The organism is Streptomyces sp. NPDC059371, from assembly GCF_042751995.1.
Lineage (GTDB): Bacteria > Actinomycetota > Actinomycetes > Streptomycetales > Streptomycetaceae > Streptomyces.
This window is the reverse complement of the sequence record NZ_JBHYXD010000025.1, coordinates 26,830-47,362: the sequence shown is the minus strand read 5'-3', so window position 1 is coordinate 47,362 and position 20,533 is coordinate 26,830. Positions and strand designations below refer to the sequence as shown.

Below are 20,533 nucleotides of genomic sequence, written 5' to 3'. Positions count from 1 at the left end.
GGCGCCGGACGGCGTCCCGGCCGCCGCTGCCGCAGGGGCGAGCTGCCGCCGCCGGAGGGTGCTGCCGCCGGAGGGATGAAGCGTCCGCCTGGATCCGAAACCCGTTGAAAGCGAACGAAAGTGTCCATGTGGATTCGGCTGTTGCTCAGATCACTTTGAACCCGCACAACTTCTTGACAGTCCCGCTTGTCTGACACGCCGCAGAGACACAGGTTTCCCGTCCGTGTGTCTGTGTCGCACCCGCAACCTGCGCACCGCCCGCGAGCGACCGACCTCGCTCGCTTCGCCCGTACAACCGCTTGAGAGGACCAGTCCGTTGGCGTCATCGCCCCCGGCGCGGCAGCACCGTGCTCGCCGCAGAGCTGACATGTCGCTGCTTGGCGGCATACGACCGCCGATAGCGGTCCTGTCGGCGCTGCTCCTCTCGCTGGCGGCCGTCACGGCGCTCGTGCTCGGCCCGGCCGGCGGCAACGGGGTTCCCAAGGCCGTCCAGACCTCGCAGCAGCACTTCGCGGAGGACGGCGCGATCGCCCTGCGGGCCTCCATCGACGAGTCGGTGACCGACCTCGACCGCTCGGCCGCCCTGTTCAGTGCGGGTGCCCCCGTGTCCGGCGACACCGTTCTCGACAAACTGGGCAACACGTACCAGAAGTGGATGGGTACGGCCATCATCGAGATCAAGTCGGGCAAGCTCGTCGCGACCCGCGGCGAGACCGTCCCGCTGACCTCCCTCGACCGGTCCACGCTCAGCGACGAGGGCGGTCTCGCGCCCCGCATGGTGCGTCTGGAGAACGGCGAGGTCCGGCTGCTGTCCTTCGCGCTGCTGTCCTGGCCGGGCAAGCCCCAGCTCCTCCTCGTGGCCTCCAACAGCCTCAAGTTCCCCGGCATCAGCCTCGGCCAGTTCCGCTCCATCGCGGTCGTGGACCGCTCCGGAGCGATCCTCAGCAGCGACGGCATCCCCGAGCCCGAGCAGGTCCTCACCGACCTCCAGCGCGAGGAGGTGGCCGCCTCCACCAAGCAGCTCAAGTCGTTCGCGAAGACGGCGGCGGACAGGGCCGCGAAACACCCGCTCAGCACCAAGGAGCCCGGCTCCGGCGGCTACCTGGGCGTGAGCGGCAGCCTGCTCGGCGGCACCTTCCTCAGTGACCGGTCCGTCGGCGGATACGCCACCCTCGCCTCGACGGAGCCCGGCGAGACCACCACCGCGACCGCCCTCGGCCTCACCGTGGTCGCCGTGGTGAAGGTCGCCGAGGACCCCACCCGTTCCACCTCGCCCGCCTTCGGACTCATCGCGGCCGGCGCCCTCCTGGCCATCGGCGGTCTCGCCGTCGCCGTCCTGCTCGGCACCGTGCAGCGGCCCCTCATCCGGCTCTTCCTGGAGTCGCGCCGCCTCACCCGCGGCGACCTGACCCGCCCGGTCGGCGTCCCCGGCTACGGCGAGGCACGCAGGATCGGCACGGCCCTGGAACGACTGCGCGGCCAGCTCCTCGGCGAACCCGCCGAGGGGAGCGATTCCCCCGCGGAACCGCGCGGCCTGCGCCGCATCGGCACCCGCGGACTCCTCGCCCTCTGCGCCGTCCTGCTGCTCGCCTGGTCGGCCCCGCTGCTGCTCCTCCTCAACCGGGCCGACGGCACCGTCGTCGTACCGCAGCAGCTCGTGAACGACCAGCGCGAACGCACCGACACGCTCACCGACCGGGTACGCCGGGCGCTCAACGAGGGCGAGGCCGACCTCCAGTCCGTGGCCACGCTGATCGGCGACCGCACCAGCCCCGACGACATGACGCAGGTGCTGGACCGCACGCTCAACCAGCACCTGCGCTACCAGGCGCTCTACGTCGTCGACGCCTCCGGTGACGTGGTCGCCCAGGTCGGCGACAAGCCCCGCGTGGCCCGGCCCAAGCCGGCCACCGCCGACCCCATCCAGCTCCTCGGCCAGGGCGGAAAGAAGCCGCTGGTCGTCGGCACCGCCGAGATCCCCGGCCGAGACGGAGCGGCGCTGGTGGGCGAGTTCCGGCTCGACTTCCTCAACTCGGTGCTCAAGAGGCCCGGCCTGGGCGTCGTACGCCTCGTCGACGACCACGGCAAGATCATCGCGGGCAACACCGGCTACCTCGCCTTCCAGTCGCTGCCCAGCGATCGCCTGAAGGACCTGGTCTCCGCTTCCGGCCAGAGGGTCGGCAAGTCCGCCCACGCCGCCGGCGTCCTCTACCGCGAGGACGGCGTGCAGATCGCCGCCGCGGCTCCCTTCGTGGGAGGCGGCGCGGCCAAGCAGCTCGGCTGGACCGTCGTGAGCTGGCAGCCCGCGGACCGGCTCGCCATCCCCGAGTACGACGTACAGCACCGCACCGTGCTCGCCGGACTGCTGGGCGCCGCGGCGGCGGCCGCCTGCCTCGGCTGGATGCACATCGTCGTGGCCCGGCCGCTGCGCGCCCTGGCCGGCCAGGCCGAGGCACTGGCCGACGGGGACCGCAAGACCGTCCTGTTCCCGCGCAACCACGACGAGGTCGGCGCGGTCACCCGCTCCCTGGAGCTCGTCCGCCAGCAGCTCCAGGAACAGCGCAAACAGCAGCCGTCCGCGCGCCGGAACGCACCGGACACCGCTCACCAGCAGCACGTAAGGAACTGATCGGCCGTGCTCTTCCTCTACACCGTCCTGATGGTGTGCTGCGCGATCCTGTTGGCGGCGGGCATCGTCGAACAGCGGCGGCACTTCACCAACCTGGACAACATCCCGACCCGGGTGCTGGTCAACGGCATCCGCGGCAAGTCGTCCATCACCCGGCTCTGCGCGGGCGCGCTGCGCGGCGGCGGGCTGACCACGGTGGCCAAGACCACCGGTACGGCGGCCCGGTTCATCCACCCCGACGCGACCGAGGAGCCGGTCTACCGCAAGTTCGGCATCGCCAACGTCGTCGAGCAGATCGGAATCGTCCGGCGCGCGGCCGCGTACAACCCGCACGCCCTGGTCATCGAATGCATGGCCGTTATGCCGGCCCTCCAGGAGATCAACCAGTCCAAGCTGATCCGGTCCACGATCGGCGTCCTGTGCAACGTCCGTGAGGACCACCTCGCCGAGATGGGACCCACCCTCGACGACGTGGCCCGCTCGCTCTCCCGCTCCATGCCGGAGGGCGGTATCTGTGTCACCGCCGAGCAGGAGCGCTTCGCGATCCTCCAGGAGGAGGCCGACTCGCGTGACTGCGAGCTGATCTACGCCGATCCCGAGACCGTCACGGACGAGGAGCTGCGCGGCTTCAGCTGGTTCACCTTCAAGGAGAACGTGGCGATCGCGCTCAAGGTCGCCGAACTCCTCGGCGTGGAGCGGCAGACGGCCCTCCAGGGCATGTACGACGCGCCGCCGGACCCCGGTGTCCTCTCCGTCGAGCGCTATGTCACCGAGGACGGCAAGAAGCTCCGCTTCGCCAACGTCTTCGCGGCCAACGACCCCGAGTCGACGCTGATGAACATCAACCAGCTCCTCGACCTCGGCGCGATCCACCGCCCGCTCAACGTGGTCATCAACTGCCGTCCCGACCGGGTCGAGCGCAACGGCCAGATGGGCGAGATCATCCCCGAGCTGGACCCCGACAAGGTCTTCGTGATCGGCCACCCGGCCAAGAGCGCCATCGACGCGATCCCCGCGGAGTACCGCTCCCGCGCGGTCGACCTCGGCGGCGACCGCCGCGAGGCCGCGGAGTTCATGGGGCTGCTGCTCGGAGAGCTCGGCGCGGACACCTCGCTCGTGGCCATCGGCAACATCCACGGCCAGGGCGAGCACCTGCTGGAGCACCTCGCCGAACTTCCCGCGGACGAGAGCCCGGACGACGGTGCCGGCATCGGCGCCGACGACAGCGCGGCCGGGAGCCGGGACGCGCACGTGCCCGGCGACGGAACGCGCGGCGCCGCCGGCACGGCGGCCGACGTGCCGCGGCCGGCGCCGGCCGTGCGCGAGCACGTCGAGACCGTTCAGCTCTACGCCCCGCGGATCGACCCGTACCAGCGGTACTCGGAGGCGTACGAGACCCGGTACGCGCCCCGGCCCGAGGTCCCCGTACAGCGCGGCGCGGACGACCCGTACCCGCAGCAGGGCCGGCGGCGGGCGCGTCTCGAGCATTCCCAGCAGCCAGGTCAGCAGCCAGGTCAGCAGGCAGGCAGGCCGACCGTTCCGCAGGCCGGCTGGCCGCCGCAGCAGCAGCAGCCGCACCAGCCGGAGCAGGCGCATCCGGGCGGCCGGCCGGAGCAGCCGCGTCCGAGCGGCCGGGCCGAACGGCCGCACCAGCCGCACCAGCCGGACCAGGCGTACCGGTCCGATCCGGCGTACCGGCCCGAGCAGGCCCGTGAGCCGTGGCCGGACCTGTCGCAGGAAGCCGCCGCCACGCGACCGGCACCGCCCGGCCCGGGTGAACAGTCCCAGCCCCGGGGTCTTTTCGAACCCCGCGTCCCTCTCGCACAGCCCACCGACGACCCCGAGCAGTGGCACAGCCCAGGAGAGCCCCGTTGATCCCCTCCGTCCTCACCCCCGAGATCGCCGCGATCGGCATCGGCCTGGGCCTGATGTTCTCGCTGATCTGCTACCTCACGACCAACCTCTCGCCCGGCGGCATGATCACCCCGGGCTGGCTGGCGCTCACCCTCATCGAGGACCTTCAGCGCGCCGCGCTGGTCGTCGGCGTCACCGTTCTGACGTACGTCACCACCCTGCTGCTCCAGCGTTTCGTGATCCTCTACGGCAAGCGGCTGTTCGCGGCCGTCGTGCTGAGCGGCGTCCTGATCCAGGCAAGCGTGATCATCGTGCTCCAGATGGAGTTCCCGCTGCTCTACGCCAACCAGACCCTCGGCTTCATCGTCCCGGGTCTCGTCGGCTACCAGCTCGTGCGTCAGCCCAAGGGGGCCACGCTGCTGTCGACCGGCACGGTCACCCTCGCCACGTACGTCGTGCTGACCGCCGGAATCCTTCTCGGCGCCATGCCCTCCGCCTGAGCCGCCCGCCCTATCCGCAATCCCTGGAGCCGTCACCATGCCGAAGCGCAAAGGCCGTCCCGTCCTCCACGCTGTCACGGTCATCGCGCTGCTCGCGGGCAGCGCGTACTTCACCTTCGAACTCCGCAAGGACGAGGAGGCGAAGGTCCCGGCCGTGCAGGCCGTCACCGACAAGCCCGACCTCGAGAACTCGGGCAAGGCCACCGGGAAGCAGACCTGGGAGCGCCTGAACAACCCGACGCGGTCCGTGCTGCGCGGCGAGAACGGCGACATCCTCGCCACCTTCACCGACGGCGCCCGCACCGCGACCCTCCGGGGCCCGTCCCGTACCTTCACCGAACCGGCCAACACCCAGTCCCGCGTGGTCACCCAGGACTGGGTACGCCTCATGCCCGAGGCCTGGCGCAAGGGCGCCGAGAAGGAGAAGTGGTTCAAGGACTGGTTCAAGGAGTACTACGGCAGCGAGGCCGACGACGTCTTCGCGATCGCCTTCCAGTACGTCGATGGCGCACCGGTGAAGAAGGACGACGAGGGTGTCCCGTACGCGGGCGACGCGGTCTTCGGCCCCTTCAAGGAGGACGGCGTCGACCGCCTCGAACAGAACGACTTCTACGACTACCTGGGCATCAACTACACCTTCCGTGACGGCACCTCGATGGTGGCCCGCAAGGAGCGCTACCGGGCCCTCGACTGCTCCGGGTTCATGCGCATGGTCTGGGGCTACCGGACCCGCTATCCGCTGATGGCGACGAACTCCTCCGGTGACGGACTGCCGCGCAGCGCCGACGGCATGGCCCGCTCGGACATCGGCGTCGACATCCTGAAGCTCTCCGGACCGTCCCCCTGGTACACGCGCCCCAAGAACATCGACGTCGTCCAGCCCGGTGACCTCCTCTTCTTCAAGATGGACCACCGCACCGGCAACCACCTGGACCACGTCGCCCTGTACCTGGGCGTCGACACCGACGGTCACCGCGTCTTCATCTCCAGCCGCAAGGAGGTCAACGGGCCGACCATGGGCGACAAGGGCGGCGCCTCGCGCATCGACGGCAACGGCTTCTACGCCGGACTGCTGCGCAGCGCCAAGCGCCTGTGAACCGCTGACGGGGAAGGGGCCGGCCCGGCGGGCATGCCCCGGATCACCGGGCGGTCCGCCCCCGATTAAGGTGAAGCGGTGAACGTCGACTGGCTCATACGCGGTCGCGACGGCAGGCTCAGTGCGTACCTGCTGTCGGAGGCCACCGTCCGCTGCCGGGCGGAGCACGGACCCGGTGGCCCCTGGGACCCGCCCCGCACCGTGGGGGGCGAACAGCGCCTGCACTCCGTACTGGCCCTCGGCCAGGGTCCCGACCGCTACACCCATCTGGTCTCCTGGCGTCCGACGGTCAAGGACCAGTCGGGTCTCGTCCACTCGACCCACTTCCGGCCGGATCTCGCCGCCCTCGACTGGAGCCCGATCGGGCACCCCGACCGCACCGGGGACCGGACGGGCGACCCCGCCGTCGCGGTCGACGCGCAGGGGCGCGCCCATGTCTTCGTGCGCAACAAGGGCGGCGGGGTCAGCATGATCGCCCAGAAGGAGAAGGGCGGCTGGGGGCCCTGGCGCGACCTCAAGGGGCATGACGTCCGGGGCGACCTGGCGGCCGTGACCGGGCTGTCCGGCCGCGTCGAGCTGTACGCGGCCGTCGCGGGCGGCGTGCTGCACTGGAGCCAGGAGGAGGCGGGCGCGGAACCCGCCCTGGACGAGGCGCTGGAGGCACCGGTCCGCCCGGACACGCTGCAGGCGCTCGCCACCTCCGCCGACTCGACCACGCTCTTCTTCACCGACACCTCGGGCGATGTGTGCGCCTGGCGTCCCGGCACCAGGCCCGTGACCCTGCTGACTTCGGCCGGCCCGGGTCCCGTCCGGGTCATCCGCTGCCGACTCGACGGCCACGACTGCACGTTGCTCGCCCAACGCGCGGCGAGCGGCCGGGTGGCCTTCGCCGCCTACCCGACCGAGGACGAGTCGGCGGGCGCGTGGTGGACGGAGTCGGGTCCCGAACTCCCCACCGACGCACTGCTGGCGCTGGCCGAGGACGAGGAGGGCCGGGTGGTCGCCGCGACGCTCTCCCCGGGGGCCGGAGAACTCCGCGTCACCCGCCGCAAGGACGAGCCGGGCATAGCCCTGGAGGCCTGGCGCACGGTCTGACACCGTTCACCGCTCACACGAAGAAGGGCCCGGCCACCACCTGTTCAGGTACCGGCCGGGCCCTCGCCCATGTCGCGGATCGTCACCCGTGGGAGCGGGTCAGGAACTCCCGCCGGTGGCGGGCGACTTCTTCGCCGACTCGGGGATGACGGAGTCGGTGCGCAGCGCCTTCCAGAGGGTCGACGCCTGCGGCTCGGCCGCCACCACGCGGTTCGGGTCGACCTTGTCGTACGCCACCGGGAGCATGATCGTCTCCATGGTGGACGGGTCGACGCCGTTCATGCTCCGGCCGAAGTCGGCGAGCGCCGTGAGCGAGGCGAGGTCGGAGTCGGTGGTGAGCGCCTGGGTCAGACTGTCGGCGATCTTGTACGTCTTCGCGGGGCTGCCCAGCACGTCCTGCTTCTTGATCTCGGAGAGCAGCGCGGTCATGAACTGCTGCTGCAGACCGATGCGTCCGAGGTCGCTGCCGTCGCCGATACCGTGCCGGGTCCGTACGAACTCCAGGGACTGCGTGCCGTTCAGCCGGTGCGTGCCCGCGGTGAGGTCGAGGCCGCTGGAGGTGTCGTGGATGTCCTTGCCGACGGTGACGGTCACGCCGCCCACGGCGTCCACCAGGTCCTTGAAGCCGGCGAAGTCGATCTCCATGTAGTGGTCCATGCGGATCCCGGAGATCTGCTCGACGGTCTTCACCACGCAGGCCGAACCGACCTGCGAGTAGATGGAGTTGAACATGACGCGCTGGGCGGAGGGGACCTTCGAACCGTCGGCCCCGGTGCACTCGGGGCGGGTCACCAGGGTGTCGCGCGGGATGCTGATCGCGACGGCCTTCTGGCGGCCCTCGGGTATGTGCATCACCAGCGCGGTGTCGGAGCGCGCCCCGGAGACATGGCCCGTCTTGAGGGCGGCGTTGGCTCCGGCGCGCGAGTCCGATCCGAGGACGAGGATGTTCTGCCCGGAGGTGGGCAGCTTCGCGGGCCGGTCGTCCCCGATGGCCTTGTCGAGGTCGACGGCCTTGATGTTGCCGTCGAGGTCGCTGTAGAGCCAGTAACCGGTGCCGCCGGCGGCGATGGCGAGGACGGCCACGCCCAGCAGGATCTTCCTGCCGATCCGGCGGCCGCCGGTGCGCTCGCGCTTGCCTCCCCGCCCTCCGCCGCCCTTTGACGGAGCGTCGGTCGTGGTGGGCTGGGGCGTCGGGGCGTGACTCATCCTGGTCCGGGTCCTAGCTGCTCGTGCCCTGGTGCGGGCGATGTCGATGGCTTGAGGACTCGGGTGGGGGGAGGAGCCGGTCCGTGCATTGCCGGGCTGACCTGCACTATAGACACGTGTTCGGGCGTGTGCCGGGCGAGGGTGCCGGAGGTGTCCGTCCGCTTCGGAGCCGAACTGCCGAGAGGCTGCGACGCTTTCGGCGGCGGATCCCGGCCAGGTGTCGGTGACGGCCCCGAGTGGGGCGCAAACCGGACCTAGTACCCGACTTGGGTGGAAGTCAAGTGAAGCATGTCTCAAGTTTGTCTCTAGCGAGGATGGAAAGTGGACATCGAATGGCTGAGATGTGAATATTCCGTGACGTGATCTCCTCGATTCGGGGTCGGGTGCTCGCGCCTGTGTGATCAATTTGGGTGTGAGGGGGGCCTCAGCCCTTCCCTGAAGGATGCTGAGGAGTCGCGGTGAGCCCGGGTAACCCCGAAAGCAGTGCCCTGGTATCGACATATCGATCCTTGGTGCCTGTGGGGGCGCGCCGCCGTATCGTACGCCGGGTTCCGCGCCCGCTGCGGACCGCGGTCATCCGTTCTCTCGCGGCATTCGACTCGTTCCGTTCGGCCCTGGTGAAGGCCGTGCTGACCGGACGAAGCGGTCCGGCCCTGCGCGGCAGCCGTCACCTGATGCGCGTCGTGGAGATCAAAGGCCGGCACCTCCTGGCCGCGGTCGTCCCCGGAGCCACCGAGTGGGCCGCGCGGGCCAGGAATCTCCACCTGCTCGTGACGGTTCTCGAAGACGCCGAGATCGACTACTTCGCCGTCCGCGGTACCAGGGCCGTGCCCTGTGTGGCTGTTCCCGCGGCGCTCCGCGGCGACGTGGAGGAAGTCCTCCAGCTCGTCTTCGGCCGCAACCCCGGCTATGTCTGCGCGGTGCCGGAGGGAACGCCGCTGACCGGAGCGTCGGCGAAGAGCTGGCGCAGGCTCCGTTCGCAGCAGGTGCTCCGGCTGTCCTGGAACGTCTGCGATCCGACGGAGAACCTCGTCTTCGCCGACGAGTCGGGATGCGACCTGGAGTTCTGGGAGGAGGCCGGCGGCGAACTGGTCGCGCCGCGCCCCAACCCGGTGGTCGTGAGTACGCCTCTGCGCGCCGAACGCCGTCAGGCCGAACAGAGCCTCTTCAGCCCTGTCCCGTCCCTGTACCGAACGGGTCAGATCTGCACCCTGCCCGAATTCACCGCTTCGCTGATCGGCGACCACCTCTACCCGATCGACGTGGTCTACACCTGGGTCGACGACGCGGACCCGGTGTGGCGGGCGAGCAAGAACGCCGCCGAGCGAGTGCAGGCGATCGGCCATGCGCCGCTGCACGAGCAGGCGACGAACTCCGCGCGCTACACGAGCCGGGACGAACTCCGCTACTCACTGCGGTCGATCCACCAGTACGCGCCCTGGGTGCGGAACATCTTCCTGGTGACCGCAGGACAGGTGCCCGGCTGGCTCGACACCGAGTATCCGGGTCTGAAGGTGATCGACCACCGGGAGATCTTCAGCGATCCGACGGCCCTGCCGACCTTCAACTCGCATGCGATCGAGAGCCAGTTGCACCGCGTTCCAGGGCTCGCGGAGCACTTCCTGTACCTGAACGACGACGTCTTCTTCGGACGGCCGGTGCGTCCGGACCGGTTCTTCCACCCGAACGGGCTGACCAAGTTCTTCATGTCCAAGGCGCTGATCCCACCCGGCCAGCTCAAGCCGCAGGACCTGCCCGTGGACGCCGCGGGAAAGAACAGCCGCGGCCTCATCGCCCAGCAGTTCGGCACGGTGATCTCCCAGAAGATGAAGCACACCCCGCACGCCCTCAGGCGCAGCGTCCTCGCCGAGATCGAGGAGGTCTACGCGCGGGCGCACTGGGTGACCCAGCACTCGCGGTTCCGCTCCCCGAACGACATCCCGGTCGCCTCGTCGCTGCACCACTACTACGCGTACAACTCCGCCCGCGCCACGGTGGGCGACCTGCGTTACGTCTACATCGACATCGGCGACAGCAAGGCCGAGCAGCGGATGAACGGGCTGCTCGCCAGACGAGACTTCGACACGTTCTGCATCAACGACACCGTGGTGCCGGAAGACAGAGAGACACAGGCACGAATGGTGACCCACTTCCTCGATTCGTACTTCCCCGTCCCCAGCCCGTACGAACTGGAGCAGCGGGAACTGGCTCCGACGCGACGCCTGTCGCAGCTCGGCAGGGGTGTCGGATGAAGCAGGAGGACGGGCTCGTGCAGGCCATGCGCCGACGCGTCGTGCGTGGCTTCGTCGTGCCCCGGGCATGGCTGATGAACAGGTTTTTCCTTCCCCGGCGTTCGAAGAACACGGCCCTGCTGCGCTACGCGGCCGTGCTGGACGGGCAGACGGTGAACCTGCACGCGGTCCTGCCCTCTCGTACCCCCCGGCCGGATCGCGTGACCGTGGTACTCCAGCGGGGCCGCAAGCGGCACCACACGGAGGCGAACGCCTATGAAGGTCCGGCCGGCGACGTCCTGGTGGACGCGGCCGTACTGATGGGCGCTGAGGTCGGCGGCGTACCCGTCGACGCCGGAATGTGGAAACTCCGGCTTCGCATGCACGCGGGGCGCCGGTCGCGGTCCATGGCCCTCCTGCTGGTGGAGCCCCCGGTTCCCTATGAGGGCCCGACCAAGCCGATGACGGCATCGCGCATCACGGGCGCGCGCTATCGAGTCGGGCGCACCATCACCGGTGCCGCACGGATCGTCAGCTCGGATCCGGTTCCGGCCGTCGAGGTGTCCAAGGTGCACATGTCGCACGCCGGCATCACGGTGGACTTCCGGGTGCTGGGTACCGCGGTCGACTCCCCCTGGACGGAGTTCGTCGCGGCTGGACGCCGGATCCGCGAGCCCGCCCGACTGCTGGAGACAGGTCTCTTCCGGACCGAGGTTCCACTGGACCGAATGGAACCACGCTCCACGAGGCCGGAGCACTGGGACGTCGTGCTGTGTCAGGAGACCGGGCCCTCGATGAGGCTGGGCCGACGGCTTCACGATGTCCGCAATCCGCGGCGCGTCTTCGCGATGCGCAGCATGGCCATGACTCCCGTCGGCCGCACCCCCATGATTGTCCAACCGCGCTATACCCCGGCAGGGAATCTCCGAGTCACCTGCACGCGCATGCCCGAGGCAGACTGAATCCCAGAAGTGAAGATCACATTCCTGCTCACCACCGCGGATGCCGTCGGTGGCACTGAACGCGCTGTCTTCAACCAGGCGACCGAACTCGCAACCCGGCACGACGTCCGCGTCCTCAGCGTCTTCAAGACCAAAACCACGCAGTTCTTCGCACCCGGAGAGCGGGTGCGCCTCGACTATCTGGTCGACATCACGGGAGAGACTCCGCGACCGCTACGTTCCAGCACCATGGAGGACGAGGTGTGGGCGGGGCTGGCCGCCCGGCCGAGTGACATCATCGACCGGTCCTGGGAGCCGGCGTTCAACCGTCTCACCGACCTCGAACTCGAACTGGCCCTTCAGCGGACCGACACCGACATTCTGATCACCACGACTCCCGCGCTGATGGCACTGGCGGTCCGACTGGCACCGGCCCAGGTGATCACCGTCCACCAGGAGCACCGGGTCTCCGAGCTGCGGGGCACCAGCGGTGAACCCCTGCTGCGGTACGCCGCACGCCTCGACGCGCTGGTGGTCCTGAGCGAGCGGACCCGGGAATGGTTCGCCGAGACCCTGGGCGCGGCCGCTCCTCGTCTGGCGGTCGTGCCGAACGCACTGCCCAGCGGTTTCCGTCCCCGGTCGACCCTTGAGACCCGGACCGTCGTCATCGCCGGCCGGCTCGTCGCGGAGAAGCAGATCGACCACGCGCTCACCGCTTGGGCGACGGTGACGCAGCGGCACCCCGACTGGCAGCTGCGCGTCTTCGGGGACGGGCCGCTCAGTGGTGCCCTGCGTCGGCAGATGGACATGCTCGGGCTGCACGACTGTGTGCAGCTCAACGGTAATTCGCCGAAGCTCGCGGAGGAGTGGGCCAAGGCCAGTATTTCCCTTCTCACGTCGCGGAACGAGGCGTTCGGACTGGTTCTCGCGGAGGCGCAGGCGGCGGGTGTTCCCGTCGTCTCCTACGACGCGCCCAACGGCCCGCGGGAGGTGGTGATCGACGGGGAGACCGGCATCCTGGTGCCTCCCGGTGACATCGACTCGCTGACCTCCGCCCTGCTGCGGCTGATCGAGGACTCGGAGCTGCGGCACCGGATGGGCGGCGCAGCGCTGGCCGCCGTCAGCCGGTTCTCGCCCACGGTGGTCACCGCGCGCTGGGAAGAGATGTTCCACGAGCTCCTGGCGGACCGCGAACGCGGGCGCAGGGAACTGATGAAGGCCGAGCGCCAAGCGGTGCACGCCTACATGAGCGGCCCCGAAGGAGGCATGCCGGCGGCACCTCCTCCGCCTCCGGGGTCGGTCCGCTCGAACGATCAGCGGGTCTTGGAGCAGCGACTGCTCAAAAGGCGGGGCCTGGTCCAGGACGGCGGGCAGGTGTGCGCGCTGCTCGAGTGGCAGTCGCCCTGGGACGTGGTCCAGGCGAACCTCGCGCTCGCGGCCAACGTCTTGGAGGGCGCGGACATTCCGTACATGGTCGTGCGCGACAGCATGGTGCGGCACTCTGTGGCGGTGCACCGCTCCCACCAGGAGGCTGTCTTCAAGGCGCTGGCCGAGCGGTATCAGGACGAGGCCGTCTACGCGTCCGTGCTCAACGAGGCGCAGAAGCCGGTGGCCACGGTCCTGGCCGCTTTGATCGGTCAGTACTTCGAGGACGGGTGCTCGGGCATCAGCGTCTACCAGAGTGTTGTGTCGCCGTCACGCACTCTGCGGCTCGGCGCGGTCTACGGTTGCCTGATCACCTTCTGGGACGACGAACCCGACGACACCGGTTACCTCAAGGGACCGGCCCGGACTCTCATCGGCGATCGGGTGCCCGTCAGCGCCATGCGCCGCACCCCCACCCTTCTGGGTGGCCGTGAGTACCCGACGATCGTGCCGTTCGGACAGACGCTCCACGGAGACATCGACTTTCCTGTGGATGCCGTCTACACGTGGGTGAACGGTGCCGACGTCGCCTGGCTGGAACGGAAGAACACTGTTCTCGCTGGGATGGGAATGGACACCCAGGACGCGGCCACGAGTGCGGCTCGTTTCCGTGACCGTGACGAACTGCGGTATTCCCTGCGGTCGATCGACATGTACGCACCGTGGATTCGTAACATCTACATCGTCACAGACAAACAGGACCCGAAGTGGCTGGACCTGTCGCATCCCCGTGTCCGCGTCGTCGACCACACGGAGATCTTCGGCGACAGGGGAGCGCTGCCCACGTACAACTCTCACGCCATCGAAAGTCAGTTGCATCACATCGAGGACCTGGCCGAACACTTCCTCTACTTTAACGACGACGTATTCCTCGGGCGGACCGTGCAGCCCGGAATGTTCTTCCTCGGCAACGGTCAGGCCCGGCACTTCATGTCACCCACGGCCGTGCCGATGTCCCCGTCGTCGGACGAGGACGAGTTCAACATCAGTGCCGCCAAGAACAACCGGTCCCTGATCGAGAGCACTTTCGGGCAGGCGTTGGTGCACTCCTTCCTGCATGCCCCCCATCCTCTGCGGCGTAGCGTTCTCGCGGACATCGAGCGGGAATTCGAGCAGGAGATCAAGGTCGCCGCGGGTAATCAGCTGCGTGATCGCACCGATGTGTCGGTGGCGTCTTCTCTACATCATTACTATGGATTCCACACCTTGCGCAGTGTGCCTGGCAGCATCTCCTGTGGATTCGTCAATGTCGGACTCTCCGAGCACGGGTCGCGATTGCAGCGAATTCTGGCAGCGCGTCCCCATGATGTATTCTGCCTGAACGATTTTCACGACGGAGATGTGCCGGAAGAGGAGCAGGACGCGATCCTGACCGCTTTTCTCCCGAGTTATTTTCCAGTGGCCAGTCAGTTCGAGACTGGGTCCATTCGGAACCGTCGCGCCCACGCCGGATACCTTCCGGAATGGCCGCTGTGACAAGTTTCGACCAGGCAGTAGAAGAAAGAGATCTCAGAGTGCCCAGCACCGCCTCCGTCCTGCAGATCGTTGCGCACCCGGACGACGACCTGTTCTTCATGAACCCCGCCACGTTTCACACGGCCAAGGCGGGCACGCCCACCACGACCGTGTATCTGACCAACGGGGACTCGGACGGCCGAAACCGCCACCCCTGGCAGCTGACCGCGCCCGTCGTGGACCAGGAGGCTTACGGGAAGGCGCGGCAGAACGGCATTCGAGCGGCTTACGGCGCCATGGTGCTCGGCGACCGCACGGCACCTTGGACGTCGTCCACCCTGGCCACCGCGGACGGTGCCGTCGCCGAGGTCTATTCCCTCACGGACGCGCCATGGATCAAGCTGATCTTCCTCAACATCCGCCAGCACGGAATCCAGGGCGGACTGCCGCGAAGCCTGCACGTGCTGTGGCAGGGGCAGGAAGAGCGCGTCCGTACGCTGGTGGTGAGCGGCGGAGTCGTGAAGGAACAGCACTGGTACACGCGTTCCGGGCTGGTCGACACCCTGGTCCAGATTCTCGACCTCACCCGGCCGACGCTGGTCAGGACCATGGACCCGGACCCTGACCGGCTCGTCCACGACGAACGATTCCCCCAGCGCTACGACTTCGGCGATCTCGCGGACCACTGCGACCACACCGCGGCCGCGCTCTTCGCGTCCCTCGCGCTCGAGCAGTACGAAGGGCCTGATCAGGACCACACATTCGTCGTCGAAGCCTTCCGGGGCTACTACAACGAACGCTGGCCCCACGGCCTCGGGACGGCGGCGGTGTCCCTCAAGGAGTACTTCCTCAACGTCTACGGTGCCGCCGACGGGTACGACTGCGGTGATCCCGCGGGCAGCGGCGATTACTCCGTCGGGCTCAGCGCACGTTCCACCGGCTGGGTGCAGAGCACGACGCCGCGCCATCCGAACGGGCCCTGGCTCGGGCGGGACGCACGCGGTCGGCTGACGGCGTTCGCCGTGGTCAACCAGCAGGCAGCGCTCTGGCTGGAGTCGCAGCCCGGCAGTGGCGAGTTCCGCGGACCGTTCCTCCTGGGCGGAGGGCCGCTGTCGCCGGGGCTGACGGTGAGCCTCACCCCGGACGGGCGCTGGCAGGTCTTCGCCCGGCGCATGTCCCACATCGGACCGGACCATGCCCACCGGCGCGAGATCGTCGTACTCGAACAAGCCGAGCGGGACGGTGTGTTCACCGACTGGGCCATTCTCGGCAATCCCAGCGCGGGACAACCCGGCCGCGATCGCCACCTCGGCGTTCCGGCCGTCACCCGTGACGCTCTGGGACGCGTGCATCTCTTCGTCCGCAACGCGGGCCAGGGACTCCACACCCGTATCCAGGAGACGGACGGGACCTGGGGCAAGTGGACGGATCTGCGTGGCCACGAGCTGCTGGAGGGCATCTCCGCCCTGACAGCGCCGAACGGCCGGGTCGAGGTCTTCGCCGCCAGCAGGGAAGGGGTCTTCCACTGGGCCCAGAGCAATCATCACGAGGACTTGCTGCGCGCTCCGCGTTTCCGCCTCAAGGTTCCGGCCTCGCCCGCCACGGCCGTGGTGCAGCCGAACAACCGAATCATGACCGTGTTCCGCCAGCCCGACACGGGGCGGCTGCTCATGGCCGAAGAGGACACGCCGGGCGGCCGCTGGAGCAAGCCGGCTGTGTCGATCGGCGGGCGAGGCGGCTTCGGCGCGGTCGCCTGTGCCCCGAGTCCGGACATGGAGCTCGGGACACTGGTGGTCACCCTCAGCGATCTGGGCGGCGTCGCCTATCGGTTCGTTCCCGGTAACCACCCTTGGCAGGAACTCTCCACCGATGTCCTCGGCGGTCCGCCGGCCTACGCTCCGGCCGCGGCGTTCGACTCGGTCGGCCGCGCGTGGATCGCCGTGCTGGGTGTGGACGGGCGTCTGGCCGTGGCCCGGCAGGCCGGCCGGGGATCGGTCGGGTTCGACGCCTGGCAGGTTCTGGGCTGAGACGCGACACCGAGCGACCCCTCCGCGGCGCCTCGAACAGACGCCGCGGAAAACGCGGGGGCGCGGGCGAGCGTGACGCGGCAGGCCGCCGAGGCGTGCCGCTGACGGTTCCGGGACGAGGCCGGAATGTGACCGGCTGGACCGATGTGCAGAAAAGGAGGAGGGAAACGTGAGGAGGATCTGCGTCCCGGGCGACTCCGCCGCCGCCCGGACGGCGGAGACGGAAGCACCGTTCGCCCGCCGGGCCCGGTTCCTCGGCGCGCTCCCGGACGACTTCCACGAGGGGGAGGCCGGGAAGGGCGAGACGACCGCCGGACCGGTGGCCGTACCGCCCGTATCTTCCCGATGCCCAGTCAGTTCGAGGCGGGTCCACCGCGCAATCAGACGTTCCACGAGGGGACGTCTTCCTGGATGGTTGCTATGAGTTTTAGTCTCCCTGACCTCAATCGTTCCTCTCCCGTCCCGGAGCGAGCGGAAGCCCACGTGGAGCCCGACCGGGAACCCTCCGCGCGGCCCTCGCTGGTCCAGGTGCTGGCGCACCCGGACGACGACCTGTACTTCATCAACCCCGACCTGCAACGGGCGCTGGAGACGGGGCACCGGGTCACCAGCGTGTATCTGACGGCAGGAGAGGCCGACGGGCGTAACGTCGACACCCGCGATCTCAACCGGATGGACGGCGAGCCTGACTTCGAGGGCTACGCCGAGGCGCGCCAGCAGGGACTGCGCGCGGCGTACGCGAACATGCTCACGGGCGACCGCGAGAGCGAGTGGGCGCGCGACGTCTTCATGTTCTCCACCGGTGTGACGGTTGACCGTTCCACCCTGGTGGCCGCGCCGCAGGTCCAACTGGTCTTCTTCGGGCTGCGGATGATCGACCCCGAGACCGAATTCGAGGACGAGGACCTGGTTCCCGTCCAGCTGCCCGAGCTGTGGAATGGGGAGGTCGCCGCTCAGCCCACCCTGATCGCCGCGGAGTCACCGCTGCGCCGGACGCAGGAGATCAAGAAGGACGCGCTGCTGCGCTCCCTTGTCGAGCTGCTCCATCGCGCCCGGCCCGACCAGTTCTGGACGATGGACCCCGACCCCTGGCACACGGACTGGAACGAGGAAACGGGGCCGAAGTCCAGCGACCACCACGACCACACCGCGACGGCGCAGTTCGCGCTGGCGGCGCTGGAGCGCTACATCGGGGAGGGCGGCACCCCGCCCCTCGTCGACAACTGCGTCGGCTACGGCAACAAGCACTGGCCCAGCAACCTGACCGAGGCCGCCTGGGCCGAGAAGCAGCGCGTGCTCAACGTGTACACCTCTGCCGACGGACACGACTGCCGCCGCCGCTACTGCGGTGACCGGCAACTGTCCGACGGCGCCGACATCCGCCGCTACGGATGGAGCACCCGGGCCCGGTACGAGGGCGGGACCGACTGGCTCCACCTCCAGGCCGACGGCAGGCTCGCCGCGTACGCCGTGCTCGGTGGCCAGGTGGCCGTCTGGACGGAGAGCAAGCCGGGAAGCGGCAGTTGGGACGGGCCGGACCTTCTGCCGGGCGTCCCCGGCCTGACGTCCGCACTGTCCGTGGCTCCGGATCATGAGGGCGGCGTGCATCTCGTCGCTCTGCGCCGCACCCCGGGGCCGGGAGGCCAGGTCGACGTGGAGGTCGTCCGCATGTGGCGGCAGGCCCACACCGAGACGGTGCTGCCCTGGCAGAGCGTCGGCAACCCCAACGAGCGGTCGGGGGACTGGCGGCGCTGCCGGGAGGTCGGTGTCCCCGAGGCCGTCGCCGAACCCACGGGGAGACTGCATGTGTTCATGCGCAACTTCGGGTCCGGCATCAGCGCCCGTCGCGAGACCGACGAAGGCTGGGGCGGCTGGGAGGACCTGGGCGGCCGCAATGTGCAGGACTGTCTGACCGCGGTGCTGAAGTCAACCGGCCGGATCGAGCTGTTCGCCGCGAACCGCGCCGGCGGTGTGCACTGGTACCAGGAGGCCGTGTACGGACCGTACAAGGTGCAGGACGGCGTGACCTCGGCCGACCCGGACGCCTGGCGGCCCGTCGGCGGGATCACGCCGGTACAGATCGGACGTTCGCGCATGGCTCTCTTCTACCGCGAGGAGGACTCCGGCGAGGTGCTGTGCGTACGGCAGCGACCCGACGGCCAGTGGAACGGACGCGTGGAACGGCTTGGTGGCCACGGCGGAACCGGCAGGATTGCGGCGCTTCGGCAACAGAGCGGCCGCCAGGACTCCATCGTCCTCGCGCGCCGCAACGCCCGGAACCGGCTGAGCACCGCGATCGTCGCCACCGAGGGCCGGGGGCAGGTGCCGGAGTGGACCGACCATGACGTACTGATCGCCCGTCCGCCCGCTCTCGCCCTTGACGGCGCGGGACGGGTTGTTGCCGCGGTGATGGGCACGGACGCGCGGGTGAGAGTGATGCGGCAGGCGACGCGGGATGTCGCCGACGGTTTCGGGCCGCTGACGGTCGTGTGACCAGTTCCCGACCGAAGTTCAGAGAAAGTGACGAAGGCATGAGGAGAACATGAGGAAGATCCGCATCGTGGGCAACTCGGTGGCCGCTCCACGGGTGGAGAGGGAGGCACCGCTGGCCGGTTGGGGCCAGTACCTCGGCGACTTCCTGACCGAGGGCTACGAGGTGCACAACTACGCTCGTGACGCGATGACGTTGCGGGGCTATTTCTCCAAGCGCCTCGCCGAGCTTCTCACCCTTCTCAACCCCGGCGATCTGGTGCTTCTCGCCTTCGGCCGCGTCGAGCAGCGCATCGATGAGCCCCGCCGATACCACGGACCGCGCGAGTACAAGGAGTACCTGCGCCTGTGCGTCGAGGCGATCCGGGCCGAGGGGGGCATCCCGGTGCTGCTCACTCCGGAGGTCCGCTGCGCCTTCGACGAGGCCGGGAACGTCGTGAACACCCTCGACGAATACCCCGAACTCACCCGCGAGGCCGCGGCCGAGACCGGCGCCCCGCTGGTCGACATGACCGAGTACATGACGGGGATGCTCGAGGAACTCGGGTCCACACGAGCGCGTCGGTTCTTCCGGTGGCTGGATCCGGGCGAGCACTCGAATCACCCCGAAGGCGTCATCGACGCAAGCCACTTGAACGAGTTGGGAGCCTGCGAGGTGGCACGCCTCACGGCCGCCCGCTTCCTCGAAACTCCGGGCCTGCCGCCCGACATGGTCGACCCGGACCTGCTGACGCCCGGTGAGATTCCCCCCGTGCTCACCGAGTTCATGGTGAGCAATCCCGAACTGGCCCTCACCATGACGCCGAGCGTGCTGGGCATGCCGGAGTTCACGTCGCCGACGCCACGGCAGCTCGTCGGTGCCATGCGCAAGCTCACGGGCAAGGCGCCTGCCGGAAGCGACTATGTGCTGTTCTACGAGCAGGGTCGATACCTCGGTGGCACCGCCGTCTCCGCTGCGGGGACGTGGCAGTGGCGCCGGACTGTCAACTGGAGCGCTGGCCGGCACAGCGTGGAGGCGCTCGCGGTCAAGGGCGACGCCGTCTCCTGGACGTCCGTGCTCGAGTTCGAGGTTCTCGACCACCTGGAGCCCCCTCGGATCGAGAGCCCGAAGCCGGACGTCTGGAGCGGTCCGCGCCCGGTCTTCTCCGGCAAGGCACCTCGAGGCACGACCAAGGTCATGGTTCTCGAAAAGGGCCGGCTCATCGCCGCTGCACCCGTCAAGACGGACGGAACCTGGCAGGTCACCCACGCACACGACTGGCGCCCGGGTACGTACACCGTCGAGTTCGTCGGGATCTTCAGCGCCATCCACTCCGAGCCCGCGTCGGTGACGCTGCGCGTGCACGGCATACCCGAGGACAGCTGGCTGCACACCTCGCTGGAGTCCCGCGAAACCTGCTCCGGCGCCTGCGAGCACTACCCGGCCATGCCGGTCTGGTGAACCCGCCCCCGGTTCAGGGTTGTTGAGAACGAGAGAGGGGGGGGGGGGGGGGGGGGGGGGGGCCGGGGGGGGGCGGGGGGGGTGCCGCTAGGCGCAGGCCCGCCCGACACCCCACCCCCCGAACAACGCGAAGCGCCCACGCC

General features: G+C 69.2%; 12 protein-coding genes. 11 read left to right on the top strand and 1 reads right to left on the bottom strand.

What is annotated here, in order from left to right:
* Nucleotides 1-367: 367 nt before the first annotated feature.
* The 5 genes from ACFXGX_RS16990 (at nt 368) to ACFXGX_RS16970 (ending at nt 7,174) form a co-directional block, all read left to right on the top strand.
* Nucleotides 368-2,629: a HAMP domain-containing protein gene (locus ACFXGX_RS16990; RefSeq protein ID WP_384791069.1), complete on the top strand. Its 2,262-nt coding sequence runs from the start codon at nt 368-370 to the stop codon at nt 2,627-2,629.
* Between the two features lie 6 nt (nt 2,630-2,635).
* On the top strand, nt 2,636-4,504 hold the full coding sequence (gene pgsB, locus ACFXGX_RS16985) for a poly-gamma-glutamate synthase PgsB (RefSeq protein WP_384791066.1): 1,869 nt from the start codon (nt 2,636-2,638) through the stop codon (nt 4,502-4,504).
* Nucleotides 4,501-4,983, top strand: coding sequence for a poly-gamma-glutamate biosynthesis protein PgsC/CapC (locus tag ACFXGX_RS16980; protein WP_384791064.1), 483 nt, complete (start codon nt 4,501-4,503; stop codon nt 4,981-4,983). Before pgsB ends, ACFXGX_RS16980 begins: the two co-directional genes overlap by 4 nt.
* Nucleotides 4,984-5,020: 37 nt before the next feature.
* Complete coding sequence (locus tag ACFXGX_RS16975; RefSeq protein ID WP_384791061.1) at nt 5,021-6,079, top strand: NlpC/P60 family protein; 1,059 nt, start codon at nt 5,021-5,023, stop codon at nt 6,077-6,079.
* 78 nt (nt 6,080-6,157) lie between these two features.
* Nucleotides 6,158-7,174 carry a hypothetical protein gene (locus tag ACFXGX_RS16970; protein WP_384791058.1) on the top strand — a complete coding sequence of 339 codons (1,017 nt, stop codon included), beginning with the start codon at nt 6,158-6,160 and terminating at the stop codon, nt 7,172-7,174.
* Between the two features lie 99 nt (nt 7,175-7,273).
* Here ACFXGX_RS16970 and ACFXGX_RS16965 read toward each other — a convergent pair whose 3' ends face one another.
* On the bottom strand, nt 7,274-8,380 hold the full coding sequence (locus ACFXGX_RS16965) for an LCP family protein (RefSeq protein WP_384791055.1): 1,107 nt from the start codon (nt 8,378-8,380) through the stop codon (nt 7,274-7,276).
* 575 nt (nt 8,381-8,955) lie between these two features.
* Here ACFXGX_RS16965 and ACFXGX_RS16960 point away from each other — a divergent pair.
* The 6 genes from ACFXGX_RS16960 to ACFXGX_RS16935 all read left to right on the top strand — a co-directional run bounded on the left by ACFXGX_RS16960 (nt 8,956) and on the right by ACFXGX_RS16935 (nt 20,390).
* Nucleotides 8,956-10,632 carry a stealth family protein gene (locus tag ACFXGX_RS16960; RefSeq protein ID WP_384791165.1) on the top strand — a complete coding sequence of 559 codons (1,677 nt, stop codon included), beginning with the start codon at nt 8,956-8,958 and terminating at the stop codon, nt 10,630-10,632.
* The gene (locus ACFXGX_RS16955; RefSeq protein ID WP_384791052.1) at nt 10,629-11,573 is read left to right on the top strand and encodes a hypothetical protein; all 945 of its coding nucleotides are present in this window, start codon (nt 10,629-10,631) and stop codon (nt 11,571-11,573) included. Before ACFXGX_RS16960 ends, ACFXGX_RS16955 begins: the two co-directional genes overlap by 4 nt.
* 9 nt (nt 11,574-11,582) lie before the next feature.
* A complete protein-coding gene (locus tag ACFXGX_RS16950; protein ID WP_384791049.1) occupies nt 11,583-14,453 on the top strand; it encodes a stealth conserved region 3 domain-containing protein in 2,871 nt (956 codons plus the stop codon).
* Nucleotides 14,454-14,491: 38 nt separating this feature from the next.
* On the top strand, nt 14,492-16,459 hold the full coding sequence (locus ACFXGX_RS16945) for a PIG-L family deacetylase (protein WP_384791046.1): 1,968 nt from the start codon (nt 14,492-14,494) through the stop codon (nt 16,457-16,459).
* Nucleotides 16,460-16,942: 483 nt separating this feature from the next.
* On the top strand, nt 16,943-18,952 hold the full coding sequence (locus tag ACFXGX_RS16940) for a PIG-L family deacetylase (RefSeq protein WP_384791043.1): 2,010 nt from the start codon (nt 16,943-16,945) through the stop codon (nt 18,950-18,952).
* A gap of 49 nt (nt 18,953-19,001) precedes the next feature.
* Nucleotides 19,002-20,390, top strand: a complete 1,389-nt coding sequence (locus ACFXGX_RS16935; protein ID WP_384791040.1) for a hypothetical protein — start codon at nt 19,002-19,004, stop codon at nt 20,388-20,390.
* The last annotated feature ends 143 nt before the right edge of the window (nt 20,391-20,533 follow it).

Bases quoted from the DNA above. Each gene is read 5' to 3' on its own strand.
- ACFXGX_RS16965 (WP_384791055.1), bottom strand. From the start codon at position 8,380: ATGAGTCACGCCCCGACGCCCCAGCCCACCACGACCGACGCTCCGTCA.
- ACFXGX_RS16990 (WP_384791069.1), top strand. From the start codon at position 368: ATGTCGCTGCTTGGCGGCATACGACCGCCGATAGCGGTCCTGTCGGCG.
- ACFXGX_RS16975 (WP_384791061.1), top strand. From the start codon at position 5,021: ATGCCGAAGCGCAAAGGCCGTCCCGTCCTCCACGCTGTCACGGTCATC.
- ACFXGX_RS16955 (WP_384791052.1), top strand. From the start codon at position 10,629: ATGAAGCAGGAGGACGGGCTCGTGCAGGCCATGCGCCGACGCGTCGTG.
- ACFXGX_RS16935 (WP_384791040.1), top strand. From the start codon at position 19,002: ATGAGGAAGATCCGCATCGTGGGCAACTCGGTGGCCGCTCCACGGGTG.